Raw genomic sequence first — 13,357 nt, 5'->3', positions numbered from 1 at the left:
CCCCGTGCGGCGAAGTGTGCTGAAGGGGGTGAGGGTACCAACTCGGCCTGGGGCGGGGCCTGGTGGGCAGCTCGTCAGTCGGTGCTCAGCTGGTCGGCGACCAGCTCGGCGAACTCGTCCGGGGTGATGATCCGGATGCCGAGCTCCTCGGCCTTGGCGCGCTTGGAGCCGGCCTTCTCGCCCGCGACCAGGAGGGTGGTGCGCTTGGAGACGGAGGAGGAGGCCTTGCCGCCGGCACGCTCGATGAGTTCGTTCATCTCGTTCCGGGAGAGCTCGGCGAGGGCGCCGGTCATGCTGCCGGTGACCACCACGGCCTGGCCGCCGAGCGGGCCGGTCGGGGCGTCCTCCGCAGCGCTCCCGGCTGCTGCGGCCGCTGCTGCCGGTGCGGGTGCGGTCGGCTCGGTCTCGGCGGTGCCGACGTCCTGGGCGATCAACTTGTCCAGCAGCGGCGCGAGTTCGGTCAGCTCGGCGACGATCACGCGGGCCTTCTCGGTGCCGATGCCGGGGACTCCGGCGAGGGCCTCCTCGTCGGCGGCGCGGATGGCGGCCATGCTGCCGAAGTGGGCGGCGATCCGGCGGGACATGGTGCGGCCGGTGCCCCGGACGCCGAGGGCGCAGAACACCCGGTTCAGCGGCTGGCGCCGGGCCGCCTCCAGTGCGGCCACGAGGTTGTCGGCGCTGGTGTCGCCCATCCGCTCCAGGGTGAGCAGCTGATCCCGGGTCAGGGTGAACAGGTCGGCGAGGTCGGCGACCAGGCCGGAGTCGACCAGCTGGACGGCGCGGGTGCCGCCCAGGCCCTCGATGTCGAGCTGGTCGCGGGCGGCGGCGTACCGGATCGAGGCGACCGCCTGGCAGCCCCGGCCCCGGACGCAGCGCCAGCGCTGCTCGGAGGTGTCGATGGCGTCCCCGCAGCGGGGGCAGACCTCGGGGAAGGCGATCGGCTGCTCGGCGCCGGTGCGCTGGTCGGTGAGCGGGGCCTCGACCCGGGGGATCACGTCGCCGGCCCGGTAGATGAAGACCTGGTCGCCGATCATCAGCCCGCGCCGGGTGATGTCGGCCGGGTTGTGCAGGGTGGCGTAGGTGACCGTGACGCCGTCGATCACGACCGGCTCCAGCACGGCGCGGGGCGCGATGATGCCGGTGCGGCCGACGTTCCACTCCACCTCCAGCAGGCGGGTGACCTTGTGCTGGGCGGGCAGCTTGCGGGCGACCGCCCAGCGCGGCGCGCGGGAGCCGGAGCCGGCCAGCTGCTGGTCGGCGGCGGCGTCGGCCTTGACCACCACGCCGTCGATGCCGAACGGCAGCACCGGCCGCAGTGCGGCGATCTCGTCGATCCGGGCCTGCACCTCCTCGACCGTGGCGCAGTGCTGCGGGTGGGCGGCGGTGCTCGCGGCGGTGTTGGCCCCGAGCTCGGCGAGCCGGGCCAGCACCTCGGTGTGGCCGAGCTCCTCGAAGCCGACCGCGCCGTACGCGAACAGGGTGAGCTCGACCCGGTAGGGGCGGTCCTTGGCCCGCAGGGTGCCCGCCGCGCCGCTGCGCGGATGGGCGAACGGGGCGGCGCCGTGGGCGGTGCGCACCTCGTTGGCGTGCTCGAACTGCTGCTGGGTCAGCAGGACTTCACCGCGCAGCTCCAGGTCCACCGGCTCGGTCAGGGTGGCCGGCAGGCCGAGCACCGCGTCGGCGGAGTGGGTGATGTCCTCGCCCGAGAGGCCGTCGCCCCGGGTGAGCAGCTGGACCAGCCGGCCGGCCCGGTAGCGGGCCGCCACCGCGAGGCCGTCCAGCTTCGGCTCGACGCACCAGCCGTCCACCGGGCGGCCCAGCCGGCGCTCCAGACCGGCCGCCCAGGCGGCGAACTCCTCGGCCGAGAAGACGTTGTCCAGCGAGAGCATCGGGACCGAGTGCGGGACGTCGCCCTCGACCGCGCCGCCCGCCACCTTGCCGGTCGGCGAGTGCTCCAGGACCTCGTCCGGATGGGCGAGTTCGTACGCCTCGATGGCGCGCACCAGGGCGTCGTACTCGTCGTCGCCGAGCGGCGTGGTGCCGTCGTCGTAGTAGGCCGCGGCCGCTTGAACGGCGGTGGTCACGGCGTCGGAATAGGCGGCGAGAGAGGCCAGAGCGGCTGCGTCCTTCATGTTCCCATTCTCCCGAACGGCACTGACATCGGGATCTCCCGCGCCGTCAGCGGACCCGGGTGGCGGGACGGGCGAAGGCGGCCCGGTAGGCGCGGGGCGTCATGCCGACCCGCTGGACCAGGTGCCGCCGCAGCGAGTCCGCTCCGCCGAGCCCGCTGCGCCGGGCCACCTGCTCCATCGGCAGTCCGGTCGACTCCAGCAACTCCCGTGCATGCTCGATCCGTTGGAGCAGCAGCCACTGGAGCGGGCTGAGCCCGACCTCGGTCAGGAAGCGCCGGTTCAGGGTGCGGACGGAGACCCGGGCGTGGGCGGCCAGCCCGGTCAGGGTCAGCGGCTCGGCCAGCCGTTCCAGCGCCCAGCCCCGGGTCCGCGACAGCGAGGTGCCGCCGTCGTCGGACGCCACCGGCAGCCGGAGGGTCTGCCCCTGCCCGCCGTGCCGGACCGCGGTGGCGACCGTGAGCCGGGCCGCGGCGTTGGCCACCGCCGCGCCGTGATCGGTCCGGATCATGTGCAGGCAGAGGTCGATCCCCGCCGTCAGTCCGGCCGAGGTCAGCACGGGCCCGTCCTCGACGAACAGGACGCCCGGCCGGACCCGGACCGCCGGGTGGCGGTGGCCCAGCGCGCCCTCCTGCACCCAGTAGGTGGCGGCGTCGCGCCCGTCCAGCAGCCCGGCCTGGGCCAGCACGAACGCGCCCGTGCAGATCGAGGCGATCCGGGCGCCCCGCCCGGCCGCCGCGCGCAGCGCCGCCAGCACCCGGGGATCGGCGTCGGCGCGGGCGCCGGAGCCGGTGACCATCACGGTGTCCGCCTCCGCCAGCGCCTCCAGCCCGTGCGGGACGACCACTTGCAGGCTCCCCATGGTGTCCACCACCCCCGGCTCGGGCGTGCAGACCTGCACCCGGTAGCCGGGTGCGCCGTCCACCTCCGCCGCGCCGAAGACGAGTTCGGGAATGGCCAGGTCGAAGGCGGTGACCGGGGGAACGGCCACCACGGCGATCCGGTGCATGGCGAGAACCTCCGGAACCTCGGCAACAGCGCCACTGTTTCACGCCGCCGTGGCCCCGCAGAGTTGGGCCCGTCCCCCTCCCACCTTCCTGGAGCGCGCCATGTCCCACTACGTCGTCACCGGTGCCGGATCGACCGGCAGTGCCACCGCCCGCCTGCTCGCCGAGCAGGGCGAGCACGTCCGGCTGGTCACCCGCAGCGGCTCAGGACCCGAGCACCCCGGGATCGAACGCGTCGCCGCCGACGTCACCGACCCCAACCGCCTCACCGCCCTGCTCGACGGCGCCCACGCCCTGGTCAACTGTGCCGCCCCGCTGTACGACCGGTGGAAGCAGGACTTCCCGCCGCTGGCCGGCTCGCTGCTCACCGCTGCGGAGCGCACCGGCGCCGGGTACGTGATGCTCGGGAACCTCTACGGCTACGGCCCGTTGGACGGTCCGGCCACCGAGGGGCAGCCGCTCGCGCCGGGCACGGTCAAGGGCGCGGTCCGGGCCGGGATGTGGGCGGACGCGCTGGCCGCCCACCTGGCCGGCCGGGTCCGGGCCACCGAGGTGCGGGCGGGCAGCTTCTTCGGTCCGGGGGCGCAGTCGCTGTTCCTGCTGCTGGCGGGCCGTCAGCTGGTCGCCGGGGAGCCGGCCGCCTACTACGCCGACCTGGACGCTCCGCACAGCTGGGCCTACCCGGCCGACGTGGCCCGCACCCTGGTCGCCGCCGCCAGGTCCGGGGACAGCTGGGGCCGGGCCTGGCACGTGCCCGCCTTCGCGACGCTCTCCGCCCGCGAACTGGCCGCCGCACTGGCCGGTGCGGCCGGTGCGCCCGCACCCCGGCTGACCGCGATGACCGACCGGGACCTGGCCGAACTCGCCGTGCTGGTACCGCTGCTGGGAGAGGTGTACGAGATGCGCTACCTGACCCACCGGCCGACCGTGCTGGACTCCACCCGCACCGAGCGGGCCTTCGGCCTGCGGGCCACGCCCTTGGCGGAGGTGCTGGCCGCCACCGCGGCCGACCTCGGGTGACCGGGTGAGGAGCCGTCAGCGGGACCAGCGGATGCCGTGGAAGCCGGGCGGGACGTCGAAGTCGACCAGGTGCGCCAGGTTGCCGTCGATCAGGCGCAGCCCGGCCACGTCCTTGTGCGGGGTGCCGCTGTCGAGCCGCCAGATCCGGTACGCCCGGTCGGCGGCGAGCTCGGGGGCCAGTCGCAGCGTCAGGTCGAAGTGCTGGGCGGCGGAGCGGAACCACCAGCCGTAGTACGGCTCCGGCTCCGCACCGGTGAGGTGGTACTCGAGCGCGAAGGTCTCGCCCCGGCCGAGCGGGGCGTACAGCACCTCGGCGGCGATCAGGGCGGCACCGGGGTCGGTCCGGACCCGGCCGAGGCGGCAGTCGCGGCCGGCCCGGATCTCGGGCACCGCACCGCCGCCCGTGTGGGTGAGCACCACATGCCGGTCGACCCCGGTCCGGCGGGCCCGGACGACGGCGCGGACGGTGGCCCGGAAGCCGGTGCCGGTCACCGTGACGTCCTGCTGGACCGTGAGCAGGTCCAGCCCGCTGTCGGCGGGTGCGCCGAACTGGGCGCGCAGGCGGCCGGCCCGGCGCGGGGGAGTGCCGGGCAGCAGGGGGCGGCGTCCGCGCGGCCCGTGGTCGTCCAGCAGGCGGCTCAGCGCGCCGGCCGGAAGGTCGAGCAGGTGCTCCAGCTCGGTCACGGCGCGCAGGCTGTCCGGGCGTTGCGGCCGGACCGCCCCGCGCTGCCAGTTGCTCAGGGTGGAGACGGCGACGGTGAGGCCGCGCGCCGCCAGCCGTTCGCGCAGCCGTTCCAGGCTCAGGCCGCGGTCGGCGATCGCCTGCCGCAGCGCCGTGTGGAACGGTCCGGTGATCCGCACGTCGTTCATGATGCCGTCAACGGCCCCTGGGTTACTAGTGGGTACTGGATTTTCGACGCCGGCCCGGATTGCTCCCGGTCAGTGCGGCGACGGCCGTCGCATCGTCCACCGACGGCCGGGCCCGGCGGCTTCCCAACCGCCGCGGCCACCGCCACGATGCCGCTGTTCCACCACCCCCACAAGGAGGTTCAGCATGCCCAGCAGGAGAACGGGGGTTGCGGCCGTGCTCGCGGCCGTGATCGCCCTGACCGGCACGGCGGCGGTCGGCGCCGCCTCGCCCGGCCGCGCCACCGCGGCCGTTGCGGCCGCCGCGGTGCCGAGGTTCGACCACGTGGTGGTCGTGCCGTTCGAGAACAAGGACTACTCGGCGATCATCGGCAGCAGCGCCGCCCCGTACCTCAACTCGCTTGCGGCGCAGGGCGCGAGCTTCACCCAGTCGTTCGGGGTGACCCACCCCAGCCAGGGCAACTACGTCGCGCTCTTCTCCGGCTCCCAGCAGGGCGTCACCGACGACTCCTGCCCGAAGAACCTCACCGGCAGGGCCAACCTCGGCAGTCAGCTGATCGGCGCCGGCTTCGGCTTCAAGGGCTACTCGGAGGGCCTGCCCTCCGACGGCTACACCGGCTGCAGTAGCGGCCGGTACGTGCGCAAGCACAACCCCTGGGTCGACTTCGACAACGTGCCCGCCGCGAGCAACGTCCGCTACAGCACCTTCCCCACCGACTACGCCCAACTGCCCACCGTCTCCTTCGTCGTGCCCGACATGTGCAACGACATGCACGACTGCGCCATCGGCACCGGCGACACCTGGCTCAGGAACAACCTGGACGCGTACGCGCAGTGGGCCAAGACCCACAACAGCCTGCTGATCGTCACCTTCGACGAGGACAACTTCAGCTCCGTCAACCAGATCGCCACCGTCTTCGTCGGCGACAAGGTCCGCCCCGGCAGCTACGGCGAGCAGATCAACCACTACAACATCCTGCGCACCCTCGAGGACGCCTACGGCCTCGCACCGCTCGGCAGCGCCGCCACCGCCGCCCCGATCACCGACGTCTGGACCACCAGCACCCCCGGTCCGACCCCCGGCCCGACCCCGACCCCCAGTCCGTCGCCCAGTCCGTCGCCCACCCCCAGCACGCCCGGTGGCATCGTCAACGGCGGCTTCGAGTACGGGACTTTCAACGGCTGGACCCGTACCGGCACCACCGCGATCGCCGACCTGCCGCACGCGGGTGCCTACAGCGGCGCGGTCGGCGCCACCACCCCCACCGACGGCGACTCCGTCCTGACCCAGACCTTCACCGCCCCACCGGGCGTCACCAGGCTCACCATCTGGTGGAAGGGCGACTGCCGGGACACCGTGAAGTACGCCTGGGCCAGCATCGCGGTCAAGCACAACACCAGCGGCACCACCGTCACCCCGCTGCCCAGGACCTGCACCGCGAACGGAAGTTGGCAGCAGGTCACCGACACCCTCACCCCCGGCCACTCCTACACCGTCCAGCTGGTGAACCACGACGACAACTACCCGGGTGACCCCAGCATCACCTGGTTCGACGACCTCGTGCTGAGCTGATCGGACGGTGCAGATGAACCGGCGCATCCTCGCCGCCCTGCTCTCGGCCGTGCTGCTCGGGTCGGTGGCCGTCGGCTACACCGTCCTGCGGGCCCGGCCGGCGCCCGCCGTCGACCGGGCGGGGATCACCCTGGATGCCCCGGGGCTGCTGCTCCGCGACACCCGGACCGGCCGGCTCGCCGTGCAGGACAGCGGCGGCGAGCGGGCCGGATCGGCGCTGGGGTGCGCCCGGCTGTACGCGGCCGCCGGTACCGGGGTCTGTCTGCGCGAGGGCCTGGCCTCCGCCCAACTGGTGCTCCTCGGCAGCGACTTGACCGAGCGCAGGTCGATCCCGCTGAACGGGGTGCCGAGCCGGGCCCGGGTCTCCGGCTCCGGCCGGATGGTCTCCTGGACGGTCTTCGTCACCGGCGACTCCTACAACGGCGGCCGCTTCTCGACCCGCTCCGGCATCCTCGACACCCGCACCGGCACCCTGGCCGGCAACCTGGAGAACTTCACCGTCGACGGGCGGCCGCCCGACCCGGACGCCAACGTCTGGGGCGTCACCTTCGCCGTCGACGACAACCGCTTCTACGCGACCCTGTCCACCGGCGGGCACCGCTCCCTGGTCCGGGGCGACTTCGCCGCCCGCGACCTGCACCCGCTCAAGGACAACGTCGAGTGCCCGTCGCTCTCCCCGGACGGGACCAGGATCGCCTACAAGAAGGCGCTGCCGAACGGGGGTTGGCGCCTCACCGTGCTCAACCTGGCCGACCTGGCCGAGACCCCGCTGGCCGAGACCCGCAGCGTCGACGACCAGGCGGCCTGGCTCGACGACCGCACGGTCGCGTACGGCCTGCCGCACTCCGGCACCGGTGCCGACGTCTGGGCCGTCCCGGCCGACGGCACCGGCACGCCCCGCCTGCTCGCCGCCGACGCGGACTCACCCGCCCCGCTGCACTGACCCCGGGAAAGGACCGCCGCCCGTGTACCTCTCCACCATCCGTCCGCACCGTACGGACGCGGGCCCCGGCCGCCGCTGGTCGGTGGTCGGCGGCAACGTGCTCGCCCTCGGCGCGGTCAGCCTGACCACCGACGTCTCGGCCGAGATGGTCTCCGCCGTCCTGCCGCTCTACCTGGTGGTCGGCCTGCACCTGAGCCCGGTGGCGTACGGGCTGCTCGACGGCCTGAACGGCGGGGCCACCGTGCTGCTGCGGCTGGCCGGTGGGTACGCCGCCGACCGGATCGGCCGCCGGAAGGCGGTCGCGGGCCTGGGCTACGGGCTGTCGGCCGCGGCCCGGCTCGGCCTGCTCGCGGCCGGCCACTCGGCCGCCGCGATCGGGCTGGTGATCGGTGTCGACCGGGCCGGCAAGGGGCTGCGCACCGCGCCCCGGGACGCGCTGATCACCCTCTCCGTCCCGCCGCACGCGCTGGGCCGGGCCTTCGGCGTGCACCGGACCATGGATGCCGTCGGCGCGTTCGCGGGGCCGCTGGTCGCCCTGGCCGTGCTCGCGGTGGCGGGCCAGGCCTATGACGCGGTCTTCGTGGCGAGCTTCTGCGTGGCGTGCCTGGGCCTGGTCCTGTTGCTGCTGTTCGTCCGGGACCACCGGGGCGCCGGGCCGTCCGCCCGGGCGGTGCCGCTGCGCGCGGCGGCGGGGCTGCTCCGACTGCCCGCCCTGCGCAGGCTGTTCGCCGCCGCCGTGCTGCTCGGCCTGGCCACCGTCGGGGACGGCTTCGTCTACCTGCTGCTGCAACGGCGCGAGGCGGTGGCCGTCGGCTGGTTCCCGCTGCTGGCCGTCGGCACCGCGCTCGCCTACCTGCTGCTGGCCGCACCGCTCGGGGCGCTGGCCGACCGGTACGGCCGGCTGCCGGTGCTGCTCGGCGGGCAGGCCGCCCTGGGGGCGGTCTACCTGCTGCTGCACGGGCCGCTGCGCGGTTGGCCGGTGATCGTCCTGGTCCTCGCGCTGCACGGCCTGTTCTACGCCGCCACCGACGGCGTGCTGATGGCGCTGGCCGGCCCGGTGCTGCCGGAACGGCTGCGCACCACCGGCATCGCGCTGGTGCAGAGCGGCCAGGCGCTCGCGTACCTGGCCTCCTCGGTGCTGTTCGGCCTGGCCTGGCAGGCCTGGGGCCCCGCCACCGCAACCCGCCTGGCCGCGCTCGGGGTGCTGCTCGCCCTGACCGCCACCGCCCCGCTGCTGGCCGGCCTCCATACCCGTCCGGGGCGGGCCGGGTAGCCGTTCGACCGGACTTGGTGGGATCGGGTCGGGACTTCGTCAGAACCCGACCGATGGTGCGGCAATGGTCGGGCGATGTAGTACCGATGTTCGACGCATCGAGGCTGAGGGCCGTGACGACGACGACCCAAGCCGGGACCGGGACCGTGCTCTACGAGTACCGGCGCACAGAGCTGATCGAGCCGGACTGGCGGCGGTTCCCGCTGTGGAGCGCGGTCACCGCCGAGGAGTGGCGGGACCCGCAGTGGCAGCGCGCGCACTGCGTGAAGAACCTCCGCCAGCTGCGCGAGGCGCTGGGGACGGGCCCCGGCGAGACCTTCTACGAGGATGTCGCCCGGGACCAGGCGGAGTTGGCGACCATGTCGCTGCTGCTGCCCCCGCACGTCATCAACACGATGTCCCCGGACCGGCCGCCGACGGCCGACTCGCTGTACGCGGACCCGGTCCGCCGCTACATGCTCCCGGTGGCCTCGGACCGCGACCCGGAGTGGCCCAGCCACCCGGTGGCCAGCCGGGACTCGCTGCACGAGGCGGACATGTGGGTGGCCGAGGGCCTGACCCACCGCTACCCGACCAAGGTGCTGGCCGAGGTGGTCGCCACCTGCCCGCAGTACTGCGGGCACTGCACCCGGATGGACCTGGTCGGCCCGGCCACCCCGGCCACTCCCAAGTACCGCTTCGCGCTCAAGCCGGTGGACCGGCTGGACCGGATCGTCGAGTACCTGCGGGCCACCCCGTCCGTCCGCGACGTGGTGGTCTCCGGCGGCGACACCGCCAACCTGCCCTGGCCGCGCTTGGAGGCTTTCCTGCTGCGGCTGTTGGAGATCGAGAACATCCGCGACATCCGGATCGCCACCAAGGCGCTGGTCGGCCTGCCGCAGCACTGGCTCGCCGACGAGGTGCGGGCCGGCATGGCCCGGGTCGCCGCGCTCGCCTTCAGCCGGGGCGTCTCCATCGCCGTGCACACCCACGCCAACGCGGCCCAGCAGGTCACCCCGCTGGTGGAGCAGGCGGCCCGGGCGATGCTGGAGGCCGGGGTGCGCGACGTGCGCAACCAGGGCGTCCTGCTGCGCGGGGTGAACGACAGTCAGCAGGCGCTGCTGGACCTGTGCTTCGCACTGCTCGACGGCGGCGGCATCACGCCGTACTACTTCTACCTCTGCGACATCATCCCCAACAGCGAGCACTGGCGGATCCCGCTGCACCAGGCGCAGCGCCTGCAGGACTCGATCATGGGCTTCCTGCCCGGCTTCGCCACGCCCCGCCTGGTCTGCGACGTCCCGTACGCCGGCAAGCGCTGGGTGCACCAGGTCGCCGAGTACGACCGGGAGTTGGGGATCTCGTACTGGACCAAGCACTTCCTGACCGTGCTGGACACGGACGACCCGCAGGCACTGGAACGGGTCTACGAGTACCACGACCCGATGCACAGCCTCCCCGCGTCCGGCCGGGAGCACTGGCGCCACCACCTCGGGCCCGCCGTCGAGCTTCTGGAGCGCAGCCGATGATGCTGTTCAACGACCCGGCCGCCGTCGCCGCCTTCACCGGGGCGCACCGGCGCCTGCAGCAGTTGGAGGAAGCCGGTTTCGCGCCCGAGCTGGTCCGGGAGGTGCAGCAGGAGAAGCTGGCGCTGCTCTGGGACCGCGCCGCCGAGGCACCGTTCTACCGGGACGCGCCCGGGGTCGCGGCCCGGGACCTGGACGCGGTCGAGCCGACCGCGAAGGACCGGCTGAAGGCGGGTCCGGCCGACTTCGAGCGGGCCGGGCTCGAACGGGTGGTCAAGTACTACGAGAGCTCCGGCTCCTCGGGTATCCCCACCCCCACGCCCCGGCTGGCCGAGGACGTGATCCACAACGTGATCGGGGTGGCCCCGCTCTGGCGCCGGGCGCTGGGCACCGACCCGCGCCGGGTCGCCGTGCTGCTGCCCTCGGACGTAGTGCCGGTGGCCGACTTCGTGGCCGGGGTGTGCGAGTACCTCGGGCACGCTGCGCTGCGCTGCTACCCGTTCACCACCGGGATGTGCGACTTCGACCGGCTGGAGCGGCTGTTCGCGGGCTACCGCCCCGAGGTGCTGTTCGCCGCGCCCGGGGTGCTGACCCAGTGGACCCGGGTGCTGAAGAGCCGCGGCGCGCTGGACCAGGTCCGGTCGCAGGTGCGGACGGTGATGCTGCTCGGCGAGGTCTCGCTGCCCGCCCAGCGCGCCAAGCTGGCCGCCGACTGGCAGGCCGACGTGTTCGACGCCTCCTACGGCAGCACCGAGACCGGCACCATCGCCGCCACCTGCGAGCGGGACCGGCTGCACCTGCTGCCGCACGGCCACATCCTCGAACTGCGGGACGGGGACAAGCTGGTGCCCGCCGCACCGGGTGCCACCGGCGAGCTGGTGGACACCCCGCTGAACAACTTCGCCCGCCCGCTGCTGCGGCTGGCCACCGGCGACGTCGCCGAGGTCGCCGCCGAGCCCTGCCCGTGCGGCCTGGCGCTGCCGACCGTCTACATCCACGGCCGGCAGTCGGACCGGGTGGAGATCGGCGGCACGGTGGTGGACGAGCGCCTGATCGGCTCGATCGTCTACCTGGACCACCGGGTCACCGGCTACCTGATCCAGGTCGGGCCGCAGACCGCCCGGCTGGTGCTGGAGCGGGACGTGGACACCGAGGTGAGCGACGACGTGCTGGCCGACGACGCCCGGGAGCGGTTCGAGGGCACCGGCATCCACTGGGACGACGTGCTGGTGGTCAGTCAGCTGCCCGCCGTCACCAAGGCCGGCGGCAGCCAGAAGAACTGGAAGCGCACCAACGTGGTGGTCGCCCGATGAACCCGTTCACGCTGCTCGCCGACGGCGGAGTCCGCCAGGGCGAGGCCGACCTGTGGTGCAGCTACGCCGCCGTGCGCACCCTGCACTGGCTCGGCGAGAAGCCCGCCGGAACGGAGCAGGTGGTCGCCTTCCTGCTGTCGCGGCAGAACACCGACGGCGGCTTCGCCTGGCAGCGCGGACTGCCCTCGGACGTCTGGGCCACCTACTACTGCACCCAGTCGCTGAGCGACCTCGGCCACCGGGTGCCGCGGGCCGAGCTGCTCGCCGACTGGCTGGCGCAGACCCGCACCTGGGACGGGGGCTTCGCCATGACGCCGGGTCAGGGCGCCGACATCTGGGCCGCCTACTACGCCACCCGGCTGTACCGCGAGGTGCTGCGGCTGCCGGTGCCCGAGCCCGGGGAGCTGGGCGGCTGGCTGGCCGCGTCCCAGCACGCGTCCGGCGGGCTGAGCTGGAGCCCGGGCGGGCACAGCCCCGACGTCCGGGCCGGCTACTACGGTGCGCTGGCCTGGCGCGCGGCGGCCGGTGACGCCCCGGTGCCGTGGCGGGCCGAGGCCCTGGTCGAGTGGCTCCGGGACCAGCAGGACGACTGCGGCGGCTTCCGGTTCGCGCCGGGCTCGCAGCCCTGCGCCTGGGCGGCCTTCCGGGCGGTCCGCGCGCTGGCCGCGCTGGACGCCGGGCCGCGCGAGCCGGACCGGCTGCGCGGCTGGCTGGCCGACCGCAGGCTGCCCGACGGCGGCTACGAGCGCTGGGCGGGCTACGGGAGTTCGGACGTCTGGGCCTGCTTCAGCGTGGTCGGCGCGCTCCAGACCCTGGGCGACACGGTCGCCCCGGCGGACCGGGCCGCGATCGCCGAGCTGGTCCGCTCCTGCCAGCTGCCCGACTCCGGCTTCACCTACACCGACCCCGGCCGGGCCGGCGACAGTCTGGCCACCGCCGCCGCGACCGTGGTCTCCGCGCTGCGCCCCGACGGCGGCCAGGGCAGTACCGGGCCGCTGGTGCGCTGGCTCCAGCAGGCCCATCTCCCGTACGAGGACGGCGTGATGTACATGCCGGGCCGGGGCGCGGAGGTGCGCTGCACGCTCTGGGCGGTCGAGGCCCTGGGCGCGGTCGGCGAGCAGCTGGACAGCGCGCGGATCGGCCGCTGGGTGCGCGGACTGCAGAACGCCGACGGCGGCTTCGGCTACTGGCTCGGCCGCGGCTCGGACCTGGTCTCCACGGTCAGCGCGGTGGAGGCGCTGGCCGCCACCGGGCTGGCGCCGGCCGACTGGACCGACCCGGCCGGGGTGCACCGCTTCCTGGCCAACTGCCGCTCCGGCGACCGGTACTGCCCGGTACCAGGGGCCGAGCCGACGCTCGCCGCCACCGCCCAGGCGATCCGGGTGCTCGACCTGCTGGGCAGCGCCGACCAGGCGGCCGAGCTCGGCGCCACGCTGGCCGCCCAGGCCAGCCCGCTCGGCGGCTTCGGCCCCAGCGCCAGGGAGCTGCCCGACCTGCTGTCGACCTATCAGGTGGTGCTGACCCAGCACGTGCTGGGCCTGCCGGTCGACCTGGACGGACTGCGCCGCTTCCTGGCCAAGGTCCGGGTCGGCTCCGGCTTCGCCTGGAGCCCGCTGAGCCGGGTGCCGGCCGGGCTGCTGGCCGGCTGCCTGGGCGAGCAGCTCGCCGCGCTGGCCGCCAGCGATGCCGCCCCGGCGCCGCTGCTGCGACTCAACCTCTGAGGGGCC

Annotated in this window: 10 protein-coding genes; 7 read left to right on the top strand and 3 right to left on the bottom strand. The window is 74.3% G+C overall.

Annotated features, from left to right (window positions below; all coding sequences use genetic code 11):
• Positions 1-74: 74 nt before the first annotated feature.
• Positions 75-2,132 (bottom strand): NAD-dependent DNA ligase LigA, encoded by a 2,058-nt coding sequence (gene ligA, locus ABT118_RS17705; protein WP_350669451.1) that lies wholly within the window; start codon positions 2,130-2,132, stop codon positions 75-77.
• A gap of 46 nt (positions 2,133-2,178) precedes the next feature.
• On the bottom strand, positions 2,179-3,138 hold the full coding sequence (locus ABT118_RS17700) for a GlxA family transcriptional regulator (RefSeq protein WP_350669450.1): 960 nt from the start codon (positions 3,136-3,138) through the stop codon (positions 2,179-2,181).
• A gap of 100 nt (positions 3,139-3,238) precedes the next feature.
• On the opposite strand from ABT118_RS17700, the gene ABT118_RS17695 reads away from it, so the two are divergent.
• Positions 3,239-4,156: an NAD-dependent epimerase/dehydratase family protein gene (locus ABT118_RS17695; RefSeq protein ID WP_350669449.1), complete on the top strand. Its 918-nt coding sequence runs from the start codon at positions 3,239-3,241 to the stop codon at positions 4,154-4,156.
• A gap of 15 nt (positions 4,157-4,171) precedes the next feature.
• On the opposite strand, the gene ABT118_RS17690 is transcribed toward ABT118_RS17695, so the two are convergent.
• Positions 4,172-5,017, bottom strand: coding sequence for a helix-turn-helix domain-containing protein (locus ABT118_RS17690; protein WP_350669448.1), 846 nt, complete (start codon positions 5,015-5,017; stop codon positions 4,172-4,174).
• Between the two features lie 193 nt (positions 5,018-5,210).
• Between ABT118_RS17690 and ABT118_RS17685 the strand changes: the two genes are divergently transcribed.
• The 6 genes from ABT118_RS17685 to ABT118_RS17660 all read left to right on the top strand — a co-directional run bounded on the left by ABT118_RS17685 (position 5,211) and on the right by ABT118_RS17660 (position 13,351).
• Complete coding sequence (locus ABT118_RS17685; protein ID WP_350669447.1) at positions 5,211-6,596, top strand: alkaline phosphatase family protein; 1,386 nt, start codon at positions 5,211-5,213, stop codon at positions 6,594-6,596.
• A gap of 13 nt (positions 6,597-6,609) precedes the next feature.
• Entirely contained in the window at positions 6,610-7,539 is a 930-nt protein-coding gene (locus ABT118_RS17680; RefSeq protein WP_350669446.1) for a TolB-like translocation protein, read from the top strand.
• A 22-nt stretch (positions 7,540-7,561) separates the two neighbouring features.
• Positions 7,562-8,812, top strand: coding sequence for an MFS transporter (locus tag ABT118_RS17675; RefSeq protein WP_350669445.1), 1,251 nt, complete (start codon positions 7,562-7,564; stop codon positions 8,810-8,812).
• Positions 8,813-8,925: 113 nt separating this feature from the next.
• A complete protein-coding gene (locus tag ABT118_RS17670) occupies positions 8,926-10,320 on the top strand; it encodes a KamA family radical SAM protein (RefSeq protein ID WP_350669444.1) in 1,395 nt (464 codons plus the stop codon).
• A complete protein-coding gene (locus tag ABT118_RS17665; RefSeq protein ID WP_350669443.1) occupies positions 10,317-11,630 on the top strand; it encodes a phenylacetate--CoA ligase family protein in 1,314 nt (437 codons plus the stop codon). Before ABT118_RS17670 ends, ABT118_RS17665 begins: the two co-directional genes overlap by 4 nt.
• On the top strand, positions 11,627-13,351 hold the full coding sequence (locus ABT118_RS17660; RefSeq protein ID WP_350669442.1) for a prenyltransferase/squalene oxidase repeat-containing protein: 1,725 nt from the start codon (positions 11,627-11,629) through the stop codon (positions 13,349-13,351). Before ABT118_RS17665 ends, ABT118_RS17660 begins: the two co-directional genes overlap by 4 nt.
• The last annotated feature ends 6 nt before the right edge of the window (positions 13,352-13,357 follow it).

Origin of the sequence: Kitasatospora sp. NPDC002040, from assembly GCF_040296785.1 — a bacterium.
In the GTDB taxonomy this organism is placed as follows: domain Bacteria; phylum Actinomycetota; class Actinomycetes; order Streptomycetales; family Streptomycetaceae; genus Kitasatospora.
The sequence above is the reverse complement of the archived record's forward strand: the minus strand, read 5'-3'. Positions and strand labels throughout refer to the sequence as shown.

What these genes read in the sequence shown, in the direction of transcription:
- ABT118_RS17660 (WP_350669442.1), top strand. Translation starts at nt 11,627, where the DNA reads ATGAACCCGTTCACGCTGCTCGCCGACGGCGGAGTCCGCCAGGGCGAG.
- ABT118_RS17685 (WP_350669447.1), top strand. Translation starts at nt 5,211, where the DNA reads ATGCCCAGCAGGAGAACGGGGGTTGCGGCCGTGCTCGCGGCCGTGATC.
- ABT118_RS17700 (WP_350669450.1), bottom strand. Translation starts at nt 3,138, where the DNA reads ATGCACCGGATCGCCGTGGTGGCCGTTCCCCCGGTCACCGCCTTCGAC.
- ligA (WP_350669451.1), bottom strand. Translation starts at nt 2,132, where the DNA reads ATGAAGGACGCAGCCGCTCTGGCCTCTCTCGCCGCCTATTCCGACGCC.
- ABT118_RS17695 (WP_350669449.1), top strand. Translation starts at nt 3,239, where the DNA reads ATGTCCCACTACGTCGTCACCGGTGCCGGATCGACCGGCAGTGCCACC.
- ABT118_RS17665 (WP_350669443.1), top strand. Translation starts at nt 10,317, where the DNA reads ATGATGCTGTTCAACGACCCGGCCGCCGTCGCCGCCTTCACCGGGGCG.
- ABT118_RS17680 (WP_350669446.1), top strand. Translation starts at nt 6,610, where the DNA reads ATGAACCGGCGCATCCTCGCCGCCCTGCTCTCGGCCGTGCTGCTCGGG.